This window comes from Pseudoalteromonas sp. KG3 (assembly GCF_030436385.1).
GTDB lineage: Bacteria > Pseudomonadota > Gammaproteobacteria > Enterobacterales > Alteromonadaceae > Pseudoalteromonas > Pseudoalteromonas prydzensis.
On sequence record NZ_CP098523.1, the window covers coordinates 1,494,293 to 1,517,275 of the forward strand.

25 protein-coding genes and 1 pseudogene are annotated in these 22,983 nt (G+C 41.4%); 10 read left to right on the forward strand and 16 right to left on the reverse strand.

Going from position 1 to position 22,983, the window contains the following annotated elements; genetic code table 11:
- Positions 1-21 precede the first annotated feature (21 nt).
- Genes NDQ71_RS07195 through rpoE form a run of 4 tightly spaced genes read right to left on the reverse strand, consistent with a single transcriptional unit; the run spans position 22 to position 2,639 of the window.
- Positions 22-471 carry a SoxR reducing system RseC family protein gene (locus NDQ71_RS07195; protein WP_192541630.1) on the reverse strand — a complete coding sequence of 150 codons (450 nt, stop codon included), beginning with the start codon at positions 469-471 and terminating at the stop codon, positions 22-24.
- A gap of 12 nt (positions 472-483) precedes the next feature.
- Positions 484-1,440 carry a MucB/RseB C-terminal domain-containing protein gene (locus tag NDQ71_RS07200; protein WP_064666395.1) on the reverse strand — a complete coding sequence of 319 codons (957 nt, stop codon included), beginning with the start codon at positions 1,438-1,440 and terminating at the stop codon, positions 484-486.
- A 4-nt stretch (positions 1,441-1,444) separates the two neighbouring features.
- Positions 1,445-2,056, reverse strand: a complete 612-nt coding sequence (locus NDQ71_RS07205; RefSeq protein WP_192541631.1) for a sigma-E factor negative regulatory protein — start codon at positions 2,054-2,056, stop codon at positions 1,445-1,447.
- Between the two features lies 1 nt (position 2,057).
- Entirely contained in the window at positions 2,058-2,639 is a 582-nt protein-coding gene (gene rpoE / locus NDQ71_RS07210; protein ID WP_064666393.1) for an RNA polymerase sigma factor RpoE, read from the reverse strand.
- Positions 2,640-2,898: 259 nt separating this feature from the next.
- Here rpoE and nadB point away from each other — a divergent pair, with 259 nt between their 5' ends.
- Entirely contained in the window at positions 2,899-4,524 is a 1,626-nt protein-coding gene (gene nadB / locus NDQ71_RS07215) for an L-aspartate oxidase (protein ID WP_064666392.1), read from the forward strand.
- Here the strand turns inward: nadB and NDQ71_RS07220 are convergent.
- Positions 4,484-4,903: a hypothetical protein gene (locus tag NDQ71_RS07220; protein ID WP_301562517.1), complete on the reverse strand. Its 420-nt coding sequence runs from the start codon at positions 4,901-4,903 to the stop codon at positions 4,484-4,486. The genes nadB and NDQ71_RS07220 overlap by 41 nt on opposite strands.
- Positions 4,896-5,147 (reverse strand): succinate dehydrogenase assembly factor 2, encoded by a 252-nt coding sequence (locus NDQ71_RS07225; RefSeq protein ID WP_054205400.1) that lies wholly within the window; start codon positions 5,145-5,147, stop codon positions 4,896-4,898. The genes NDQ71_RS07220 and NDQ71_RS07225 overlap by 8 nt, the downstream gene beginning before the upstream one ends.
- A gap of 130 nt (positions 5,148-5,277) precedes the next feature.
- On the opposite strand from NDQ71_RS07225, the gene ygfZ reads away from it, so the two are divergent.
- Both ygfZ and NDQ71_RS07235 read left to right on the forward strand, forming a co-directional pair.
- Positions 5,278-6,189: a tRNA-modifying protein YgfZ gene (gene ygfZ, locus NDQ71_RS07230; RefSeq protein WP_192541632.1), complete on the forward strand. Its 912-nt coding sequence runs from the start codon at positions 5,278-5,280 to the stop codon at positions 6,187-6,189.
- A gap of 12 nt (positions 6,190-6,201) precedes the next feature.
- Complete coding sequence (locus NDQ71_RS07235; RefSeq protein ID WP_064666390.1) at positions 6,202-6,687, forward strand: peptidylprolyl isomerase; 486 nt, start codon at positions 6,202-6,204, stop codon at positions 6,685-6,687.
- Positions 6,688-6,742: 55 nt separating this feature from the next.
- Here NDQ71_RS07235 and NDQ71_RS07240 read toward each other — a convergent pair whose 3' ends face one another.
- From NDQ71_RS07240 to NDQ71_RS07270, 7 genes and pseudogenes are all read right to left on the reverse strand, one after another.
- Positions 6,743-7,192, reverse strand: a complete 450-nt coding sequence (locus NDQ71_RS07240; protein ID WP_064666389.1) for a hypothetical protein — start codon at positions 7,190-7,192, stop codon at positions 6,743-6,745.
- A gap of 12 nt (positions 7,193-7,204) precedes the next feature.
- On the reverse strand, positions 7,205-8,020 hold the full coding sequence (locus NDQ71_RS07245) for a YdiY family protein (RefSeq protein WP_064666388.1): 816 nt from the start codon (positions 8,018-8,020) through the stop codon (positions 7,205-7,207).
- Between the two features lie 61 nt (positions 8,021-8,081).
- Complete coding sequence (locus NDQ71_RS07250) at positions 8,082-8,402, reverse strand: HI1450 family dsDNA-mimic protein (protein WP_064666387.1); 321 nt, start codon at positions 8,400-8,402, stop codon at positions 8,082-8,084.
- Between the two features lie 107 nt (positions 8,403-8,509).
- Positions 8,510-11,612 (reverse strand): annotated as a pseudogene (locus NDQ71_RS07255) (efflux RND transporter permease subunit).
- 11 nt (positions 11,613-11,623) lie between these two features.
- Positions 11,624-12,091, reverse strand: a complete 468-nt coding sequence (locus tag NDQ71_RS07260; RefSeq protein WP_301562518.1) for an efflux RND transporter periplasmic adaptor subunit — start codon at positions 12,089-12,091, stop codon at positions 11,624-11,626.
- Positions 12,092-12,115: 24 nt separating this feature from the next.
- Positions 12,116-12,412, reverse strand: coding sequence for an efflux RND transporter periplasmic adaptor subunit (locus NDQ71_RS07265; protein WP_225736582.1), 297 nt, complete (start codon positions 12,410-12,412; stop codon positions 12,116-12,118).
- A 14-nt stretch (positions 12,413-12,426) separates the two neighbouring features.
- Positions 12,427-12,789 (reverse strand): biotin/lipoyl-binding protein, encoded by a 363-nt coding sequence (locus NDQ71_RS07270; RefSeq protein WP_225736583.1) that lies wholly within the window; start codon positions 12,787-12,789, stop codon positions 12,427-12,429.
- Between the two features lie 300 nt (positions 12,790-13,089).
- Here NDQ71_RS07270 and NDQ71_RS07275 point away from each other — a divergent pair, with 300 nt between their 5' ends.
- From NDQ71_RS07275 to NDQ71_RS07290, 4 genes are all read left to right on the forward strand, one after another.
- The gene (locus NDQ71_RS07275) at positions 13,090-13,881 is read left to right on the forward strand and encodes a crotonase/enoyl-CoA hydratase family protein (protein ID WP_192541633.1); all 792 of its coding nucleotides are present in this window, start codon (positions 13,090-13,092) and stop codon (positions 13,879-13,881) included.
- A 136-nt stretch (positions 13,882-14,017) separates the two neighbouring features.
- Positions 14,018-14,374 carry a CidA/LrgA family protein gene (locus NDQ71_RS07280; protein WP_192541659.1) on the forward strand — a complete coding sequence of 119 codons (357 nt, stop codon included), beginning with the start codon at positions 14,018-14,020 and terminating at the stop codon, positions 14,372-14,374.
- Positions 14,367-15,074, forward strand: a complete 708-nt coding sequence (locus NDQ71_RS07285) for an LrgB family protein (protein WP_192541634.1) — start codon at positions 14,367-14,369, stop codon at positions 15,072-15,074. The genes NDQ71_RS07280 and NDQ71_RS07285 overlap by 8 nt, the downstream gene beginning before the upstream one ends.
- Before the next feature lie 40 nt (positions 15,075-15,114).
- A complete protein-coding gene (locus NDQ71_RS07290) occupies positions 15,115-15,951 on the forward strand; it encodes a mechanosensitive ion channel family protein (protein WP_192541635.1) in 837 nt (278 codons plus the stop codon).
- Between the two features lie 62 nt (positions 15,952-16,013).
- Here the strand turns inward: NDQ71_RS07290 and NDQ71_RS07295 are convergent, their stop codons facing one another.
- Entirely contained in the window at positions 16,014-18,179 is a 2,166-nt protein-coding gene (locus tag NDQ71_RS07295; protein ID WP_192541636.1) for a TonB-dependent siderophore receptor, read from the reverse strand.
- 101 nt (positions 18,180-18,280) lie between these two features.
- Between NDQ71_RS07295 and NDQ71_RS07300 the strand changes: the two genes are divergently transcribed.
- The 3 genes from NDQ71_RS07300 (at position 18,281) to NDQ71_RS07310 (ending at position 21,541) form a co-directional block, all read left to right on the forward strand.
- Entirely contained in the window at positions 18,281-19,423 is a 1,143-nt protein-coding gene (locus NDQ71_RS07300; protein ID WP_192541637.1) for a PepSY domain-containing protein, read from the forward strand.
- Positions 19,423-19,893, forward strand: a complete 471-nt coding sequence (locus NDQ71_RS07305; RefSeq protein WP_064666380.1) for a hypothetical protein — start codon at positions 19,423-19,425, stop codon at positions 19,891-19,893. The genes NDQ71_RS07300 and NDQ71_RS07305 overlap by 1 nt, the downstream gene beginning before the upstream one ends.
- A 235-nt stretch (positions 19,894-20,128) precedes the next feature.
- A complete protein-coding gene (locus NDQ71_RS07310; RefSeq protein ID WP_192541638.1) occupies positions 20,129-21,541 on the forward strand; it encodes a family 43 glycosylhydrolase in 1,413 nt (470 codons plus the stop codon).
- Positions 21,542-21,574: 33 nt separating this feature from the next.
- Here the strand turns inward: NDQ71_RS07310 and NDQ71_RS07315 are convergent, their stop codons facing one another.
- Positions 21,575-22,312 carry an RIO1 family regulatory kinase/ATPase gene (locus tag NDQ71_RS07315; RefSeq protein WP_192541639.1) on the reverse strand — a complete coding sequence of 246 codons (738 nt, stop codon included), beginning with the start codon at positions 22,310-22,312 and terminating at the stop codon, positions 21,575-21,577.
- A gap of 87 nt (positions 22,313-22,399) precedes the next feature.
- Positions 22,400-22,864, reverse strand: a complete 465-nt coding sequence (locus tag NDQ71_RS07320; protein WP_192541640.1) for a MarR family winged helix-turn-helix transcriptional regulator — start codon at positions 22,862-22,864, stop codon at positions 22,400-22,402.
- Positions 22,865-22,983: the final 119 nt, after the last annotated feature.

The window sequence follows — 22,983 nt, forward strand, 5'->3', positions numbered from 1 at the left end:
CAATTTTACATTTAATTGGCTTCAATCACCATCTATTTGAGTTAAAGGAAGGCTAATTGGGTGAATTTTTATTACTTTTACATCATGCCGAAGGCTTTTTACTCGGCTCTTAGCAATCGCGAAGCCAGCAAAACCACCGCCTATAGCGACAATGATTTGCAACCACTCGGGCGCAGAAAAAACCTCCGCAGCCGTTAACGCAAAGGCTAAACTTAACACCAGAGGCAACATATACACAGCAAAAGCATGCTTAACCATATGACTGTCATCAAGCGATAAGGTCACTTTTTGCCCTACAACCACAGGAACTTCAAATCGATAGGGGAAAGTTTTTTTAGCCGTGCCGAATAGCTTGCTAAAAACTTGTGAACCACAACGACCATTACAACCTGCACAAGCTTGTTTTTGTTGGGCTTCTAAATGCGCAGTGGCGCCTTCAATTGACACCACTGTAAGAGTTTGTTCTATCATTATTAGCTTATATTACAAAGGTCTTGCAACCGATTCAGCAATCGCTTTCGCTGTCGTTGCAGGGATATTCCCGACTACAGACACATCAAAACTACCACTATTATGCACATACACTGTCGTTGCACCTGATGACAAAGCACCACTAGGTCTACGACCTGGCAATGGACGTTGTACAAAAATAGAGACTTCTACAAAGCCGTCTGAATAAAGGTAATAATCAGTAAGCTCATTGTTCAAATCTAGTTTATGTCGGTCTGATTTTAACAGGCTAAAACCACTCGGTAACCAGCCGATTTGCCAATTATTGCTACTTGTATTTGCTTCACTTTGAGAAGTCGCCGCTGCCGGTAATGGCGTTGGAAATTCACGATTAAGCATTTCAAGTAACAATGCGGCAGGCTCTTCAGTAACACTAATATGAGTAAGTTGTAACTGCTCTAGCATCTCACCGGCTTGATTAACATATGCGGATTTAAGTAATAGTGATGATTCCGCATCTAGCCATAGCCAGTAATTAAATTTATATTCGTCTTTTGATTCGATACGAACAAGTTGTGCAGCTCGCCCTGCGATACGACCTTTGCCACCTAAGACAAAATCATAATGCTGGCTTAACCTTTCAATATCTTTAAACAATACTTCTGGGATTGGGCCTGCAATAGAATCAGTATCAATTGAATAAGGCTCAGACTGAGGTTCAAAATAGGTGACTTGGCTATCGATACGTACCATTTCAAGACCTGCACCATTGAGTAAACTCAAATGTTCAAGTTCGGTATTACCTTGTTTGGCATGCAACCAACGGTATGGTTCCATTGATTTTCCTTTGACGACCACAAAGGATGCGTCAAAGTTACGGTTATGTACGGCGTCAGCCATTTTAAGTAATAGCTGTTTTGCAGGGTTTTCGTCGTTAGCAAAGGCAGGAGCCATTAATACCAACGACAAAATAAAAGTAATTACTTTCATTTAATTAGTTTTTTTCCTCTTCGGCTTGCGCCTTAGTGTGAGCTTTTTCTAATGAATATGCAACACGTGCTTGACGTTGATGCTCTAAAACTAATGCGCCAATACGCTGTTGCTGTAATTCACGCAAACCTTGCTCTGCATTTTGTAAAGCAGGTTCTGATGAGTAACTAACCGGTGAAGCCATGCCTGTTACAGGTGTTGTTTGTAACATTGGAATTTCATTATTCGGCGAATTTTCACCTTGTGGCAAGGTCTGAATACCAACGATGGCAAACATTGCTACACTTGCTGCAATTGCTAGTTGCGCCACTGGTTTACGCCAATTAAATGCTACGACGTTGTCGGTTCCAGTTGCCGCGATGGCTGCAGTCTGTGACTCTTTTTGCGTAAAATCAGCGTAAACAGGCTCACTTTCGAGTGCTTTTGCTACGCTATCACTAATATCAAAGACGAAGGCATCTTCAGACTCAGCACGCATTACATCACCGATTAGCGCATAACGTCCTAAGGTTGCTGCATCTTGCTGCGCAATAACCTCGTCAGTTAATGATTGTTCGCCGTCAAGTAATGCGGATAGATGCTGATTATCCAACTTGTTAACGTGTGCTTTTGTCATATTAAGACTCGCCTATTAATGGGTTTAATTTGTTATCAATTGCTTCACGGGCACGGAAAATACGCGAACGCACCGTCCCGACTGGGCAATCCATCACCACGGCTATTTCTTCATAGCTCATCCCTTCGATTTCTCGCAGGGTGATCGCAGTTTTAAGATCTTCAGGCAAACTATCAATGGTGTTAAAAATCACTGCGCGAACTTCTTCGCTTAATAACAGGTTCTCAGGTGATGCATTTGAACGCATTGCATCCGCGCCATCATAAAACTCGGCGTCGTCAGCATCTATATCATTTGCTGGCGGTTTGCGGCCCTGAGCCACTAAGTAATTTTTAGCACAATTAACGGCGATACGGTATAACCAAGTATAAAAGGCACTGTCCCCTCTAAAGTTTGGAAGTGCGCGGTACGCTTTAATAAAAGCTTCTTGTGCAACATCAGCAATATCGCCTTGATTTGAAACATAACGTGAAATCAAACCGGCTATTTTATTCTGATACTTCTTTACTAAAAGATTAAAGGCATTTTTATCGCCTTGCTGGACCCTTTTTACTAGCGCTAAATCCAAATCCTGCTCGCTCATTCGAGCCGGTACTCCTCTGTCTGATTATTGCTTGTCATTCATATCCTGCCATTGTTTACAAATACTCTGACTGCTGTATGAGTGAAAAGTTCTGTTTAATATTATTTTTTTATAGAATAGACCATAAATAAGCGCGTGAACGACGAAAATCACTAATAGTGTCGCGCCAAATATGATACATATACGCCTAACATAATATTATTTGCTCATTACTATTTATAAACGAGTAGTGGGCATTGTAACCGCAAAGACCACGGACATGAACCAAAATAAACACCACATCGCGGATGTCGCTATAATTGGTAGCGGCGCTGCCGGCCTCTCATTAGCACTTTCTTTAGCTAATCACTGCAACGTTACCGTGATAAGTAAAGGTGAATTAACGGAAGGTTCCACATTGTATGCACAAGGTGGTATTGCTGCCGTTTTCGATAAAAAGAATGACAGCATTGAATCACATGTGCAAGACACCTTAGATGCAGGCGGTGGTTTATGTGATCGCGATGCCGTTCATTATACCGCAAGTAATGCCCCAGATTGCCTACAATGGCTAATCGAGCAAGGCGTGCCTTTTGATATGGAGTTTGATAGTAAAGGTAAAGAGCGCTTTCATTTGACCCGTGAAGGTGGTCATAGTCATCGTCGTATTTTGCATGCAGCTGATGCTACCGGCCGTGCGGTACAAACAACCTTGATCAGCCAAGTACAAGCGCATGCCAATATCACCTTACTTGAGCAATATAATGCCATTGATTTAATTGGTGATAAAAAATTAGCGCAAACAGGTAAACATATTCATGGTATCTACATGTGGAACCGCTGTGCTAAACGGGTTGAAACTATTTCGGCCAAGTTTTTCGCATTGGCCACCGGTGGTGCCAGTAAAGTTTATTTATATACTTCAAACCCAGATGTATCCAGTGGTGATGGCATTGCTATGGCTTGGCGTGCGGGCTGTCGCGTGGCGAATATGGAATTTAATCAATTTCATCCAACCAGTTTATACCACCCTGAATTACAGAACTTCTTAATTACGGAAGCAATGCGTGGCGAAGGTGCGTATTTAAAGCGCCCAGATGGCACACGCTTTATGAAAGACTTTGATGAGCGTGAAGAACTCGCCCCACGAGATATTGTTGCACGCGCAATCGATTTTGAAATGAAGCGCTTAGGTGCAAATTGTGTGTATTTAGACATAAGCCACAAAGATAAAGACTTTATAATTGAGCACTTTCCTACCATTTATGCAAAATGCTTAAGTGTCGGCCTTGATATAACAAAAGATCCCATTCCAGTGGTTCCTGCTGCGCACTATACCTGTGGCGGAGTAATGACTGACTTTAATGGTAAAACCGATTTAGATAACTTATATGCCATTGGTGAAGTTGCCTACACAGGCCTACATGGCGCAAACCGTATGGCCAGTAATTCCTTGCTTGAATGCATCGTATTTGCACATGCAGCGGCAAAAGATATTTTAGCTAAAATACAACACAGCCCAGCATTAAAAGAGTTACCAGTATGGGATGAAAGCCGCGTGACTAACTCAGATGAGGAAGTGGTGATCACCCATAACTGGCACGAGCTACGGCTGTTTATGTGGGATTATGTTGGTATTGTCCGTTCAACTAAACGCTTAGAGCGCGCACTACACCGAGTGGAATTACTGCAGCAAGAAATTCGCGACTATTATGCTAATTTCCGAGTTAGCAATAATTTACTTGAGCTACGCAATTTAGTGCAAGTCGCTGAACTTATCATTCGCAGTGCAATGGAGCGTAAAGAAAGCCGAGGTTTACATTACACCATTGATTACCCGCAGCTAAATGACAACCCAACGCCCACTATTTTGACTCCTTTTGCTCACGACGAGCAGCCAAAGTAGCACGTTTTAACCTAATAAAGCTTTGTTCATCAACCCCGCTGGCGTTAATTATCAGCCAGTGGGAGTTTGTAAACCCCTCAATATAAAGCCAAACACTGCGCTGATAAACGCGGCTTCGATTGCTAATATGACCATTTATTTTTAAGGTATTGTTTTCAAAACGACATTGCGGGGGCGCTAATATAAATACGCCTTGCTGAGGGTGGGATTTTTTATACCATTGCCAACTTATAAAACCGCAAATTGCACAACTAAACAAACAAATAATTTGCGCAGTAAGGGTCGTTAAAAAGAGGCTGTAACACACCGCAAACAAGCTAAAGTAGACCACAAAAGGCTTGTGGTCTGCAATATTATTGTCAATGGTAAACCTATACACGAACTCGATCTAAAATAAGCTGCACCATTTGCTTAAGCTCTGGATCTTTACACTCTTGGTGACCCATAAACCATGCAAATAGATCGGGATCATCAGCTTCTAACAAACGTTGTAGTACCGCTTGCTGCTGTACAGATAACGAATCAAATGCCTCATCTACAAATGGCATAAATAACACATCTAGTTCTAACATGCCGCGACGACAAGCCCAGCGAATACGCGCTTTATTGTGAATTTCAGTCATTTTCTACCTCGAACTTAGTTGCTTTGCAGTTTAACAAATTGCACCTGAATAAACAGCTATTTATGCACCTATACCAGCAGCGCTAACTACGGTATTATATGCGCCTACATTTCTTGTCACGCAGGTTTTTATGTCAACAGTACACGCATGCCCTTTATCACATCAGCTGATCCGCATAAGCGGTGTTGATAAACTCGCCTACCTTCATGGCCAAATTACCCAAGATATTAATAAGCTCAGTCAAACAAATTTTTTGTGGGCGGGACACTGTAATGCCAAAGGTAAACTATGGAGCGTTGCCAAGCTATTTGCTTATCAAGATAGTTACTATTTAGTCGCATCAGCCGTTGAAGTGGCACAGTCTCTCACTGAATTAAAAAAATATGCTGTGTTTTCAAAAGTTGAAATTGACACTGATAGCAGCAAGTTAATCGGCCTAATTGGTGATGATTTAACATCAACATTATCTGCATTAAATATTCAATTTAATGAGCAAGATAACGCATGTAATTTTAATGGTGGCAAAGCGCTTAAGTTAGCAGATAACCGCATTTTATTAATGGTGAATGCTGACTTCTCTCTGCCGGATGATGTTATTGTCCTTGAAAATGATGCACTGTGGCACCAACATAGTATTTTAGCCGGTGAGCCTGAGCTCAATCAAGCCGCGCTAGGTGAATATGTACCACAAATGGTTAATCTGCAAGCAATTGGCGGAATAAGCTTCCGCAAAGGCTGTTACACAGGCCAAGAAACAGTTGCTCGCATGAAGTACCTTGGTAAAAACAAACGCGCCATGTATATCGTATCAGGACACAGTGATGGAGAGCTTGCAGAGCCAGAGCTTGAAACCCAAATGGGTGAAAACTGGCGTCGCGCTGGAAAATTAATCAGCCAAGCCTACAATCAACAAAGTAAAACCTTATTTGGCCTTGTTGTGTTGCCAAACGACAGTGAACCTAGTCAGTTGCTGCGTGCAAAACATGCCCCAACGGTAGAGCTATCAATTCTTCCTCTACCCTACTCTCTCGAAGACGAATAAACAGGAGTGACAATGATCATTGCAGCAAATAAAGTGGTAAAAATGCATTATTCAGTAATGGATAATGACAAAAACTCTATCGATAACTCATTTGATGGTGAGCCACTCATCTTTATCGTTGGTACCGGTTACTTAATTCAAGGCCTAGAAGATGCTCTACAAGGCAAAGAAGCTGGCGACACATTAAGTGTAACTGTGCCACCAGAGCAAGGTTATGGCGAACGTCATGATGAGTTAATGCAAGCAGTGCCAAAATCTATGTTTGAAGGAATGGAAATTGAAGTCGGCATGCAATTTCGAGCTTCAACCGATGACGGTGACCAATCAGTTATGATCATTGATATTCAAGAAGATGAAGTAATTGTTGATGGTAATAACCCACTTGCAGGTATAACCTTAAACTTTGATGTAGAAATACTTGAAGTGCGTGATGCAACGCCTGACGAATTAGCGCACGGCCATGTTCATGGTGCTGGCGGTTGTGGTCACGATCATTAATTGCGACTTACATTGAAAATAAAAAAAGCGCTATTGCGCTTTTTTTATGTCCAAATTATAGCGTTTCTGTTGCCTTGGGCTGACTAATCTTATCAGCTAACGCTGCGAGTAAACCAGCTTGATCATTAGTTCCTAAACGATATTGGCTGCCATCTTTTAAAGTTAGCTGCACAGCACTAAACCCTGACACTGTGTAAATCCAGCCATCATGGGTAATGCGCAGCCCTATACCATGGCGAAAAGAGTTTTCTACGGCTTTCGCTTCAATAATATCCGCTAGTTGTAACTTATCGCCAAATACCCCTGGTCCAAAACCCCAACTGATCTGGCTGTTATCCACTTTAATTGTTAAACCATGGAATAAAAAGCCCACCAGCAGTAAAATCGCAGCAAACACCATTAATGGCATATCTGCACCAATCAAGTACCAGGCTAAACCAACAAAGCTGGCAATCCAGCTTAAAATAACAAAAATGAACAGTGCAAATTGCTTGTGTTGATACATAACACTCTCTTATTAAAAACTATAAACTAATGTCGCACTTAGTTCTGAATCAAACTTTAACTTGTCGTCTTCCGGCTTGGAATTATAGCGATACAAATAGGCAAATTTTAGTGATACTGAGCCCATAACTTGGCTTATCAATGAAGTTTCTGACTTTAACCGAGAGTTTAACCCTGATAAAGATTGCTCAATACTTACATCTTGATTAAAGCGAGTGCGTGTCGATACCGTGCGCTCCCATTGTAGCGCTAACCGTAACAAATAACCGGTTTTAGTTTTATCTTCATCCTCTTCAAGCTCGACATCATGTTCGGCCACTGAGCGATATAAACCAGGTCCGATATCAAAATCGACTTGGTTTTTCACTCCTTGATATAAACGGTTACCATAACCTGCTGCGAGTGTACTTTTGAAATCAAGGCCACTGAACTCATCTTCTTCGTAATCGCCATACATAAAAAACGACGCATTTTTTACCCCAACCTTATAATTGCCCTGCGCTGAGAGAAAAATACGGTTAGCTGATACTTCATCATTACCTGTGGTTTCATTTCGGTCACGTTTATATAAGCTATCGATTTTGAATTGATTGCGCCACTTCTCGAGATCTTGATATAAATTACCTTTGAACTTCAAACTGGTCGAGTTAGTATTACCGCGGCTCACAATAAAACCAAATTCCGTATCACCGTATAAAAGTTCACCCTGATGGATTTTATGGATCTCTTCATCGGAGAGTTGTCCATACTCATGAAAATCTTCAAAAGGGTCAACAGCCCAAACGTTTAAACTCAGCAAACAGCTCAATAACAGTAATATTCTGATCACTGTACGCTCACTTTACTGAGGTTAAAAATACGGCGACTTTCACACAAGTACGACATCGATATTATTCGCTATCTTTCCACAGAATATGGCAAAACGGGGCATCTTTATCACGGCTAATCAAAATCTTAGCAAATAAAATATCTTGATTATCGAATTCAAGACCCACCAAAACCTGAATAAATAATTCCGGTTCTATTTCCAAGGCAACAAAGTCATGCCATTGCTCATCCGGTTCACCTTCTTCAATGAAACCAAGTTCTTCACGGTGTTGATTAAAGTCTGCAACATCTTGCTCACTGAGGTTGTCTGGGGCTAACTCTAAAAAGATATCGTAAGCTTGATGTGTTACTTCTTCTTCGCTGTATAAACGGGGTCCTGTCATCGCCATAAACCTTTCATGATGCTAATGCGGGATATAGTATCAAACCTCAGCAAATTTTTGCCAAAAAAAAGCCAGGTTTCCCTGACTTTTTTTATACGCGCCTTATTTTACTGTTGCGTCGTCGCTGTGCCTTTTACTTTTTCACGCATTGCTTGCACCAAACTATAAAATAGCGGTACCAGTAAGGTGCCAAATATCGTCGCAGCTAACATCCCCGCAAGTACTGTGACACCCAGTGATACACGGCTTCCAGCTCCAGCGCCAGTTGCAAATACTAATGGCAAAACACCAAGTACAAATGACAGTGCCGTCATTAACACTGCACGAAACCTCATTTTAGCTGCACTCAATGCCGCATCGAATATGCTTTTTCCCGCAAGGCGTTCTTCCATAGCAAATTCAACAATCAAAATAGCGGTCTTGGTCGACATACCAATTAGCAGTACTAAACCAACCTGCGCATAAATATTATTTTCCATACCTAACACGTAAAGCGCTAACATAGCACCAAACATTGCCAGTGGAATTGCCGCAATGACAGAAAACGGAATAGTCCAACTTTCATATTGCGCCACTAAGAATAAGTAAACAAAGATAACAGCTAAAGCAAATAAGATTGGTGCCATATTCCCCGCTTCAATCTCTTGCTTAGATTGCCCTGCCCACTCAAAGATATAACCACTGGGCAATTGTTCGGCAAGCTGTTGCATTGCTGCAATTGCATCACCACTTGAAAAACCAGCGGTAGCTTGACCGCTGATACTAGCACTGCGGTACAAGTTAAAGTGATTTAAAGTTGTAGGACCCAGAATTGGCTCCAGTTTAGCAAGCGTGGTCAGTGGTACCATGTCACCTTCGTCATTACGAACAAAATAATGCTGTAAATCGGCTGGGTTTTTACGGAACTCGCTCTCTGCTTGCATGATGACTTTATAAGTTCGGCTAAACTGATTGAAGTCATTAATATACAGTGAACCTAACTGAGCTTGCAGGGTTAAAAATATATCACTTAACGCAACCCCTTGAGCTTTTGCTTTATTTCGGTCTATCTCTAAAAAGTACTGCGGCACATTCGCCCTAAAGGTACTGTATACATTACTTAAGCTTGGGTGTTGGTTCGCTTCATATACTAAGCCATTAAGTACTTGTGCCAGCTCAGTCGGATCGCGACCTTCGCTGTCTTGTAAGCGAAATTCAAACCCTGCACTTGCAATAGGCTGTGGGTTGAACACCATAATCTGTGCATCAGGCATCGCCCACAATTGCCCCATCAAACGCCCTATTACTGACTTTAAGCCAAGCTCTGGTGCGGTTCGTTCTTCCCAATCTTTTAAAATAACGATTCCGAGCGCATTATTCGAACCTGCACCACCTAATAATGAAAACCCCGATACCGCAATAAAATCAGTTGCCGCTGGCTCTTGTTTTACAATTTCACCTATTTTATTCATCACATCCTGCGTACGCCCTGCAGCCGCAGCATCAGGTAATTGTACATCTACAAATACAAAGGCTTGGTCTTCTGCTGGTACAAAGCCCGTTGGCACGCTTTTAGCGAGCCAACCAGCCGCAACAAAAATAACTAATGCAAATATGGCCATCCGTGCTGAACGCTTTAAAATAAAGTGAATTATTTTACTGTAAATTGACGTTGATTTAGTGATACCACTTTCAATAGGTGCCAACCACTTAATTGGTTTCATGGCTTTTTCATTTAGCAATAACGCACATAAAGCAGGGCTTAAAGTTAATGCATTAACCGACGAGATAAGTACCGCAAACGAGATAGTTACCGAAAACTGCTTATAAAGCTCTCCGGTTATGCCGGGCATAAAACCGACCGGTACAAATACAGCCAACAACACTAGTGTGGTTGCAATAATGGGTCCTGTCACTTGCTCCATCGCTTTCGTTACCGCTTCTTTAATTGGCAACTTTTCTTCTTTGAGGATCCGTTCAACATTCTCTATGACAATAATCGCGTCATCAACCACGATACCAATCGCCAGCACTAGACCAAATAAGGTGATTAAGTTAATGGAATAACCCATTGCCATCATAAACGCAAACGTACCGACAAGTGATACAGGGATTGCAATGGTTGGAATAAGGGTCGCTCGCCAGTTTTGTAAGAACAAAAATACCACTAACACAACCAAACCAACCGCTTGAAATAGCGTTATAACAACCTCTTCAATAGAGCGATTGATAAACTCTGTCGTATCGTAAGGAATTGAATACTCGACACCATCGGGAAGCTGTTTTGCAAGCTCAGCCATGGTTGCTTTAACGTCAGTTGCGACTTGCGTTGCATTAGCATCAGTTAATTGATAAATAACGATAAAGGCCGTGTCTTGTTGATTTAACTTGGCAGTAGTACTGTAATCGGCAGAGCCAAGTTCAATCCGGGCAATATCATTTAAACGTACAAAGTTACCGTCTTTATTCGCGCGAATAATGGTTTCACCAAACTCTTCAGGAGTTTTTAAGCGCCCTTTTGCTTGAATTGAATACTCAAACTGCTGGCTAGGTAAACTTGGTGCGGCACCGAGTTTACCCGCAGCCACTATCGTATTTTGCTCTTGTAACGCAGCTTGGACTTCGCCTACAGTCAGCCCTAGCAGCCATTTTGTCTGGCCGTAACCATAACCGCATGGAATAGGTTTTCTCACCCATTACTTCAGCAGAAGCAACACCGGCTATGCGCCCAAGCGGCTCCGTAAGATAGTTGGTTGCGTAGTTGCTTAAAAATATTGCATCGATATTCTCTTGATTCGAGTACAAGTTGATACCGAGTAACATTGAGCTGGACTTTTTCTTAACCGAAACGCCTTGACGTGTTACCTCATTAGGTAACCCTGGCTCAGCAAGGGCGACTCGATTTTATACATTCACTTGTGCAATGTCAGTATCAGTACCGACTTTAAAATAGACAGTGATATTCGCAGTGCCATTATTGGTAGAGCTGGATTCGATATACATCATATCTTCAACGCCATTAACTTGCTCTTCAATGGGTCGAATCACTGATTCTTCTACAATTTGTGCACTAGCACCAGGGTAACTGGCAGTAATTTGTACTTGTGGGGGCGTTATTTCCGGGTACATATTCACCGGAAGTAGTGCCATTGAGATCAGGCCCGCAAGGGTGATCACAATGGAAATCACCAAGGCAAACTTTGGCCGCGCGATAAACGTTTTGCTGATCATGTGCGTTCCCTTTAGCTCGCTGCGTCTGTTTTGTTAGAGATTGTTCCAGTGCTGTGATCAACCTGTTTTTCGACAGGTTTGACTTCAGCGCCCTGACGCACTTTTTGCAGGCCTTCAACAATCACTTGCTCATCTTGCTCAAGGCCTGATTCAACGACCCACATTGCGTTGATCCGGCGCCCTAGCTTAACAATACGTGTTGCAACTTTATTATCTGCACCTACAACTAAGACAAATTTACCTTGCTGGTTTTCTTGTACGGCTGCTTGTGGGATCAGTGCTTGTAATTGTTTGTCTTTGCTTTCAACAATTAAGGTCACAAACAAACCAGGCATAATGATATTTTTTGGATTTGCAAATGTCGCTCTTAGTTCGACTGTCCCCGTACTGCGATCAATCTTAGTATCCGCAAAATCTAATCGCCCTTTAGAGTCAAAAGCTGAGTTATTTGGTAAACGTAGTGATAAATCGATTGGCACATTTTGTGGATTATTAGCATTACCTTAATGTTTCTGACGATAATTAATGAAGTCTGCTTCTTCAACTTGGAAGCTCACATAAATTGGATCTACATCTGTTAATTCAGCAAGCTCATTTGATGACGGGCTCACTATATTACCCACATCATAGTTCACTTTACCTATGCGCCCTGCAAACGGCGCTTTTATTTCGGTATAGCTCAAATTCAGTTTGGCTTTTTCAAGGCTTGCTCTTGCTGATGTCACCGCTGCTGCAGCTTGATCATACTTAGTGGTTAATTTATCTAAATCAGATTGTGAAATAAAACCTTGTGAGGCCACTTCTTTACCACGTTTTAAATCCCGGGATGCACCATCTTGTCCAGCAAGTTTACTTTTAAGTCCGCTTCGATTTCTGCGACAGTCGATTGGTACTCACTTGGATCAATTTTTAGTAACAACTGGCCTTTTTCAACAAATGAACCTTCATTAAAATGGCGCTCTATTAGCTCGCCCTCAACACGGGCACGAATTTTAACCTCCTGATGAGCTTCTGTTCGTGCAACAAACTCACGGTAATTACCGACTTCCTGAGTCACCACATTAAATACAGAAACCGCCGGAGCAGGAACTACTTGTTTCGTCGCGTTGTCATCTGAACAACCAGCTAACGATGCAATCAATGTTGTACCCACAACGCCTTTAATCGCGAGTGACATGTAAGATCCTAAAATGCTAGGCGTGAACGTTTTAGCATGGTTTTTCTCCTTGGTAGATTGCGCATACTACCTTTATGGTTATTTGCAAAATGTGCTTTAAACGCAACGTTGCGCTCAGTGGCTATATTGATCGATAAGATAACAATTAGTTCAGCTAAAAATATACACCACTTTGTAATCATTTGTGCGCCAAATTAACAATAATCAGCACTTATACAGCTTATTTTTCAACTAAAAGCCATGCTTTACATCAATTCAATTAACTCGTAAGCTGAACTGAAACAGGTCAGAGGAGTTGACATGATAAACTTTGAAAAACAACAATCTATAGCCTTCGTGACATTATCCCGAAAAGATAAACAAAACGCGTTAAACTTTGTCATGTTCAAACAACTAACAACAATTATTAAGCAAATAAAAAAAGATGCCAGTATCCGTGCCGTTATTATTCAAGGTGAGGGGGAGCACTTTTGTGCTGGGTTAGATGTTACTGCGGTGATGAAAAACCCGATTAATATAATAAAACTACTATTTAAATGGTTGCCTGGAAACTGTAATTTAGCTCAGCAAGTTGTGCTTGGCTGGCAATCTTTAAGTGTGCCAGTGTTTGCGGTGATCCAAGGTAATTGCTTTGGTGGCGGGCTACAAATAGCCCTTGGCGCTGATTACCGTATTGTTCATCCTGATGCCAAACTCGCTATTATGGAAGCACGCTGGGGACTGTGTCCGGATATGGGGGCGAACGTTATTTTGCCTAGCTTAATAAAACGTGATGATGCAATGTGGCTTGCCAGTCATGCCGAGCCCATCAGTGCCGATAAAGCGTTGCAATTGGGATTAATAACGCAAGTAAGTGACGATCCTAAACAGCACTGTTTAGCTATGATAGACACTTTGTTAGCTCGTTCGCCAGATACATTGGCGGCAATTAAGCGTGTGACGCAACAAAGTTTTAACTCTCCAAGAAGACAAATTTTAGCCAAGGAAACAATCAGCCAAATTCGTCTACTTGTTAATAGTAATACCAAAAAAGCCATCGCTAGAGCCAAGGGCGCCGATAACATTGAGTATCAAAACAGTAAACGCTGGTAACATAATTGCGCAGTCACTTTGTGCAGTGACTGGTTAGCAATAAGTCGCATAGCGTAAAATCACGATACATGATAAAGTTTAGTACGACCCAGTAAGTAAATTATCAATGGATACGTAAACCACTGTGCTAAAAAAACTGTTCCCCTATTTGCTTAGTAGCTCGTTAATTTTGGGCTGTTTAGCAGTAGCAAAAATAATTATGCATTGGCTACAAGGCAGTTTTCCTGCCCCTTTATTAGCCATGCTGATACTGCTTATTTTATTGTTAACTAAGGTTGTTAAAGAACATCATTTGGCACCTTGTGCTAGACCTTTATTAAATTTTATGCCGTTATTTTTCATTCCCGCAGGGGTCGGCTTTATTGAGCATCTTGGCATCATTGCTCAACAATGGCAGTTTTTAGCTGCCGTGATCATTTTAGTGCCATTGACCAGCTTGTTACTGATTGCCACACTGATCTGTGCTTTTAAAGGTCGGGTTGAACATGATTGAGCTTTGGTGGTTAAGTGTTCCTGTGATTATTTCGCTATTTCTAGGACTAAAAAAACTCAATTCATCGCTCACTAATCCTTTATATAAAGCATTAACTAACCCTGTTTTTATTACCATTACACTGATTGGCATTTTATTAGTCAGTTTAAAACTGCCCTACACACAGTTTGCTTCGCATAGTCAGTTGTTAAGTAGCTTGTTAGAGCCTGCGATTGTTGCTTTGGCGCTGCCGTTGTATCAACAGTTTGTGCATGTACGAAAAAACTTTTTACTCATCGTCAGCAGTTGCACTTTAGGCATTATCAATGCCACTTTTATTGCCACACTACTTAGCTGGGCATTTTCAGTAGAGTCACAATTAGCCGCTTCGGTTGCTGCGTTATCAGTCACCACGCCTATTACACTACTCGTTACAGATTCGCTTGGTGGTATTGCTTCATTAGCAGCAGCGATGGTGATTTTTATCGGCTTACTCGGCGCTTTATTCGCCTTACTAATTTTACGCTTGCTGGGAGTTCATAATCATCAGGCACAAGGCGTCGCAATTGGCACGGCGTTTCATGCTATTGGCACTGCTGCTGCACTTATCGAGCACCCACGCATTGGCGCATTTGCGTCTGTGGCGATGGCATTAAGCGCATTACTAACCGCGTTAATCGTGCCGTTACTTTATCCATTTTTAAGTCAAGCTCTGCTATGATACGCAGTAATACTTCAAGCAAATTATTTATGGCCATGTGATGATCAGTTCAGAAATACAGCAAGTCGAAAAATACTACACCATGATCAGCGAGTATCTTGTTAAATACAGTATGCAGCTAGTTGGTGCATTACTCATTTTGATTTTTGGTTTATGGGTAGCACAAAAAATATCGAAGATGGTCGCCGTATTAATGGCACGCAATAATATCGATATCACTCTCACTAATTTTGTCAGTAATGTAGTCAAAGTATTATTGATCATCATGTTTGTTATTATCGCGTTGGGTAAAATAGGTATTAGTGTCACCCCATTTGTTGCTGCAATTGGCGCAGCATCTTTAGGCGCAGGTTTAGCATTACAAGGCATGTTATCAAATTATGGTGCGGGCTTAGCGATTATCGCGACACGTCCCTTTGTTGTTGGTGACACGATTGAAGTTAAAAATGTCAGCGGTCAAGTAAAAACCATTGAGTTAGGTTACACCATTTTGATCAACGAAGAAAAAGTCGAAATTACTATTCCTAACAAACACATCGTTGGCGAAATACTGCATAACTCCTTTAATTATTCATTAGTAAAAGGTGAAATTGATATTGCCTATAATGCCAGTGCTGAGCATGCTATAGAGCTTATAGAAAACGTATTAAAAGACCATGAGTTAGTCGCAAGTGAACCGCTTTCACAAGTTGGTATTGAACGTTTTGCTGACAGCGGCGTAACTATTAGCTATCGCTACTGGGTGCCAACGACGAAAATAATTGAAACCAAGCTGGCCGTAAACGGTGGCGTATATAGTGCGATTCAAGGTGCCGATATTGAAATTCCATTCCCACAACGCATTGTTACTATTAATAAACACGATCTTGATAGTTAAATGCAGTATATAAAAAGGGAGCCGCTGACGGCTCCCTTTTTACGGCTAGTTATAGTACAGCTTTAAAACTTATAGCGCACATTCGCAGTTACAGTTCTGCGTTGACCATAGAAGCAATCTCCACGCGCTAAACATGATGTAATCACTGTTTTATCCGTTAAGTTTTGCGCTTGTAAACTAAAACTATAGTCATCAAAATCATAACCAACCATAGCATCAAATAAAGTATAGTTATCTGTTTTAATGGGGTCATTTAAAACCATATTATTCATTTCAACATAGGCACTTCCATCTGATGTTTCACCAACGTAACGTGCTCCAAAGCCCATTTTAAAGCCGTTCAGTGACTCTGGTCGCCAAGTACTCCAAATAGACGCTTGCTGATCTGGTAATGCACTTAACTCTGCACCATCTTCACCAAGAGTATTACTTTGACTTACATAGCCGTCGGTATATGCATAAGATGTGTAAACATCGACTGTATCCCACGCTAATTGTGCTTCTAATTCAATACCTTTAACTGTTACCTCTCCTTGCTGAATTTTTCCATTAGGGTCAATAAGATTTGCATTACCCACCTGGTCAGCTGGTAAGCTGGTAGTGCGGTTTTGCTCAACAATGTGATACACCGCAGCCGTTAATAAATGCTCTGTGCCTGCGGGTTGATATTTTAAGCCCGCTTCAACTTGCTCACCCGTTTTTGGTTCGAATGCATTACCGTAAGCATCTTGACCTATTAATGGTTCAAATGATTCACTATAACTTGCATACGGTGAAACCCCTGAGTCAAATAAATACATCAAGCCTAAACGACCGGTGGTCGCATACTGTGACTCACTTTTGCCGTTTTCAGGGTTTGTTGTTGCTTTATCGCGACGTAATGCTGTTGAGACTATCCACTTATCAGCAATTTTCATACTGTCTTGAATATATAAGCCAGTTTGATAAACCTTTGACGAGTCATAATCAACGATATCATCTACCGTTGGTAAATTAGCGACTTGGCCATATTGCGGATCAAATAAGTCTAACGTGCCAGCAAGCCCTGAGTATGAATCGTTATCGGTATACGCATTTTGATAATCAAACCCCATCACTATTGTGTGCTCAATATTACCGGTTATTATATTGCCATGAAACTGGGCATCACTGGCAATAGCCCGCGAATCAGCGGAGCTAAGATAAGACACTCGCTTGACGCTGCGCCCATCTTCTAAAAATTTAGGTGGCCAACCATAAATCGTATGATAATCAGCATGACTATCGGTGTAACGCGCAGCAAGTTTAAACTGCCAATCAGCATTAATATTTTGCTCTAAAATCGCAGTGATTGACGCTTGCTCAGTATCATAACGATCAAAACTCGGCTCAGAAACAAAACGGTTTGATGGAATTTTGCCGTTTTCGTTTTCTAAAATAGTGCCTGAGTGAGGTAAGAACGAGGTACTCGTGCCTGATTCATTCTTTTGCCAATTAGTTAATAGCGTTATTTTTGTATCATCAGTGGCATACCAGGTTAATGATGGAGAAAGCACAATACTGTTATCTGGCACATAATCAGTTTGCGTGTCACTTTCACGCCATAAACCAACAACACGGCCAAGTACTGACTCATCGTCATTTAAAGCACCAGTAATATCTCCCGCAACTTGTTTACGCGAATAATTACCAACTTGCCCCCAAAGCTGCCCTGATGTTTCAGCTTCTGGTTTTTTACTGACTAAGTTAACAATTCCGCCAATTGACCCCTGTCCATAAAGTACTGAGCTCGGCCCTTTTAATATTTCAATTTGCGACAATCCATAAGGGTTAGTACGAACATTATTATAACTACCATACAACGATTTTAAGCCATCTAAGTATTGTACGGGCGACACACCACGAATAACCGACCAATCGCCACGGGTATCAACACCGTATGGACCGTTATATAAACCAGACACATAACCAATTGCATCTTGAATAGTTAATGCGCCTAAATCTTCAATTCGCTCTTGCGTTAAAACAGAAACAGATAATGGAGTTTCAATAATTGGCACATCTGATTTAGCCCCAGATGCACTCATGTATGAAATCAAACCTCGTTGACTTTTGATGGTGATAACTTCTAAATCTTGATCTTTTTTTATTTCGTTCACGTCATTTGCAAACACTACAGAAGAATTAAAAAGTGTATACAAAGCCAATGAAACCGCACTGAATCGTGTATTTATCCCGCTTAACTGCATTTTTATCCCTACCGATAAATTGAAATTTGCCATAGTTTAATAGTACAATTACTCAAACACAACACAAACAATAATAAATATCATTTAGATAAAGGTTGATAATGGCAAAACTAAGTAAGCGATTTTGGTTTCAATTACATGGCTGGTTCTCGCTACCAGTGTGGGTTTTATTCTGTTTTATTTGTGTAACAGGCACTATTTCGGTGATCAGCCACGAATTAACCTGGTTAACAAATTCACAAGCACGTGCGAGTAACCCTGATAACTTACCTGAACAATCCAAGCAAGCGCTTATTGACAGCTTAATAAAAGAGCACCCAACAGCTGATGTTATGAGTGTGCTTAGTTACGAGCCTTATTTGGTCAATGCAATTATTTTTACTGATACCGATAAGCCATACGCCACAGCCTATGTAAATCAATACACTGGTGAAGTACAAGCGGTCTATCAAACAACTTCATTCATCGAGTTTATGCGCACTTTACACAGCTGGTTATATTTTCCATGGCAAGAAGGCTATAGCGTTGGCTACTACCTTGTCAGTGCCATGGCATTTGTGACTTTGGGTGCTTTAGTAACTGGCTTAATAATTTATAAAAGCTTTTGGCGTGCTTTCATTCAACCTAAAATCCGCTTTAATCAAGGCAGTAAAACGTTATTAAAAGATTTACACACAATGGGCGGTGTTTGGTCTATTTGGTTTATGGCGATTATGAGTTTAACTGGGCTGTGGTATTTAGCTCAAGCTATTATGTGGCATAACGAAATTGATATTGAAGAGCATGCACCGATTGTAAGCGAAGCTCAATTACCAAGTGCAAGTACTGCAAAAGCAATTGATTTAGACAGTGCAATTTCGATTACTAAAAACCAGTTTAGTGAGTTTACTCCTACATACATCATGCTTCCTGAGCATAACCGCGGTATGTATAGCATCATGGGTGCCGGTGATACTATTTTTTATGATGGCTATGCATATTCTACAGCAATCAATCCGTGGACTGGTGAAATCGCTTCAAGTAAAAGCCCGGAAACCATGAGTACATTGCAAACCCTGTCACACATAGCAGATCCATTACATTACGGCACAATTGGTGGTATCTGGACCAAAATAATTTGGTTCCTATTTGGCGTAATTTTAAGTGGTATGTCAATTACCGGCTTTATGATGTATTCAAAAAAACTTGTTAAAGCGAAGCTGCCGAGCCCTGTAACTATTAACGATACTGCGGAGGCTAACTAATGGCACGCTTACAAACAACCTGGTGGCAACGTAACAAGTATTTATTTAATGCACTGATTTTAGTGCTGCCTTGCATCTATATTTATCAGGCTTTGAACCCAACCTTTCCTGATCTATGGCAAGAACAAACAGTAGGTGAATTTAAAATAGCGCCGATGCCGCTAAATATGAAGCAACCGTATTCACACCATAACGAATATGTAAAAGATTTCTTTTTAGCGTTTAACCAAGGCGACATCAGTAACATTCGCCAAGCTTATTTAAATATAGGCCCACAACCTTTGCCACTGAGTGAGTTTGCAAAGGGAGATGAAGGCATTATGCACGGTACCAATCACGGGCAACACGCCCATGCAATTGCATCTGCAACTATTAGTAAAGGTGACAAACTGTGGGTAACTATTCAAACTTGGCAAGGTAAAGAACTCGTTCAACACTGGACAATCCCAAGTCAGTTAATACAACAGTAATCAGCTAGCTTAGGGTGCCTTGCCCTAAGCTGCCCCCCTCTTCCCCTTAACGTTACTCGTAGTCAATTCTCGTCTATAAAAATCAGCCTAAATCACTATTTTTTTAACCTTTATTAAACATTGCAAAAACAAACCCCTTACAAATGCATTAATATAATAAAGTATTATAAATAGCGAGGTGGTAATTATATCCTTCGCTAACACTACAATTCACACACAATAATTTGGAGACACAATGATATTTTCCAATAAAGGAATAGCCGCCGCATGTATAGCCGTTGGTTTTTGTGCTAATGGTGCTTATGCAATTGATAACGGTGTTTACACTATTCAATCAAAATACAGCGCCAAACTTGTCGAAGTTAGTAGCGCGCAAAGCAATGATGGCGCAAATATAAGCCAATGGGCTGCAAATCAACATAATACTCAACGCTGGATCATTACCAACGTTGGCGGCAATAACTACTCGGTGATCAACCTAAACAGTGGTAAAGCCATGGAAGTATATGACTGGTCAACGGCTGATGGCGCGAATGTCGCACAATATGAGTACTCAGGTGTTGCCACTCAGCATTGGCAAATCAATGACAATGGCAGTGGTTATGTTAGCTTTATCAATGCCAATAGTGGCAAAGCGCTCGATTTATTTGAATTTAACGGCAACGATGGCGCTAATATCAGCCAATGGGCCTATAACGGTAGTGATGCACAGCTTTGGCAGCTTAACAAGCTCGCTAACGTCGAGTCTGCGCCTTTCGATCCTTCAACTACCAATGGCGCAGCAGATCATTGGCCATTAACAGGCAGTTTAGTGACCCACGATCCAACTATAAGTTACGAAAATGGCACGTGGTGGGTATTTCAAACTGGCCCTGGCATCGCCGGAAAGTGGTCAAATGATGGAGTTGCCTGGAATGACGCAGCAGCAATTTTCCCCAATGGTTTAAACTGGTGGGCTAACTATGTGCCAGAGCATGACGGTATTGATGTTTGGGCTCCGGAGCTTAAAAGCTACAATGGTCGTAGTTGGCTTTATTATTCAATATCAACTTTCGGCTCTCGGGAGTCAGCAATAGGCTTAACCTCTGCCACTAGCGTGTCAGCAGGTAGCTGGCGAGATGATGGTTTAGTGATTAATACCACTAACAGCAATAACTACAATGCCATTGACCCTGACTTAGTCGTCGCAAAAGATGGTGCACCATGGTTAGTTTTCGGCTCATGGAATTCAGGCATCAAATTAATGCGTATAAACCCGATGACCATGAAACCATTTGGCCAGCTCTACTCATTAGCAAGTCGTTCTGGTGGTATTGAGGCGCCGACTATTGTATATCGCCAAGGTTATTACTATTTATTTGTCTCTGTGGGCAAATGTTGTGCGGGCACCGATAGTACATACCGTATCGCATATGGCCGTGCCAGCGATATTCGTGGCCCTTATTTAGACAAAAACGGCAACAATATGCTCTCAGGTGGTGGCAGTATTTTAGATGCAGACAACAGTCAGTGGGTAGGCCCAGGTGGTCAAGATATCTTGAATACTGATGTGATGGTTCGCCATGCCTATGACGCAGGTGACAACGGTGTGCCAAAGCTGCTGATCAGTACATTAAATTGGGACTCAAACGGTTGGCCAAGATTTTAAAGCAACCAAGTTTATAAAGCGCGTTTACGCGCTTTATAAAAAACGCTCCATAATAGCAGAGGCAATTTGCGTAGCCACCCCACAGCCCCACATATACGCGCGATGAAGCGGATAACCTCTGAAAATCCAACGTTTCCTAACATGATTAAAATTACTTAAATAATTTGCTTTAGCATCCGGTAGCGGTTGCTCAGATAGTTTAGCCCATGCTTTATAAACACCAGTCATATCAGCACCGCGCATAAATCGCTGCAGCCAACGGGGAAAGCGTCCATATCGTATCGCTGACTGAAAATCGATAATATACGGTTTACCATCACAGCTACACAATACATTGCCTAAATTACGTAAATCCAGATGCACCACCCCGCGACGATGCATTAACGCAACCAGTCGTTCAAAGTCTTTAAAAAAGCTTACAGGTAAGACTTTATTTTGCTGTACTAACTGCTTAAGTGGCGTGCCTTCTATATAATCATAGGCAACAGCAATCGGCGATAATCGCAAAAATCGACCGCTCACTCCAGTTATACCCGCTAAACGAGCCAGCCCTTTATACTCTTGATTCACCGACAAAGGTGCAAAGGTTTTTCTCACCCACCAAGGACTGTGTTGAAAATCTTTGATCACTAAATCAAGTTGCAAGTCGGTATAACGGTACACAATGGCATTAGCAAAACGACCCCTGTGCATTACTTTTAAGTTATTAACTGTAAATTGATGATCAGGAAATTGCTGTTGTAGCTGATGTAATAAAGTCGCTTCGATCATAACGTCCTGAGATTTGTTAAATATAAATGCCTAGGCAACTATATTATCAAACCTCAGAATTCACAGCAATCTAACCGTTAGATCAATTTACGATTTTAAATTATGAATTGCTCTAAACAACAAACTTGCTAACTGTGCCTTTTCATCGTCAGAAAAGTCGCTTAAAGCTGTGCGGTAAATATTATTTACGATAGGCAAAATTTCAGGGTAAAGCTGTTGACCTTTTTCGGTCAAACAGAGTAACGTAGAGCGGCGATCTTCCGCAGATTGTTGCTTTGCAACTAAGCCCTTTTCCTCTAAACGTGACAGCAAACGGCTCATTGCACCACGGTCATACACCATGTGTTCGCACAACTGAGCTAAGGTATTCACCTTACCGCGAGCAAGTAATACCACCACAATGTACTGCGCTGACGTTAAATCCATTGGCATCAACTCGGTATCCAGGTGCGTCACTAAATTCGATCGTAAATAAGACACTAATCGACCAAGATCTTGAACAGGATCAAGATCATCTATACAACATTGTCCAAGTGAAGCGGGTTCTTTCATACATTCTCAACAGAGCATTTAAAGTCATTGATAGACAGTAAATTACTAAAATAATTCAATCTTACACAATTGCTTAATTGCACTTAACTAGTGTAGCGTAAGCAAGCGGACCGACGTTA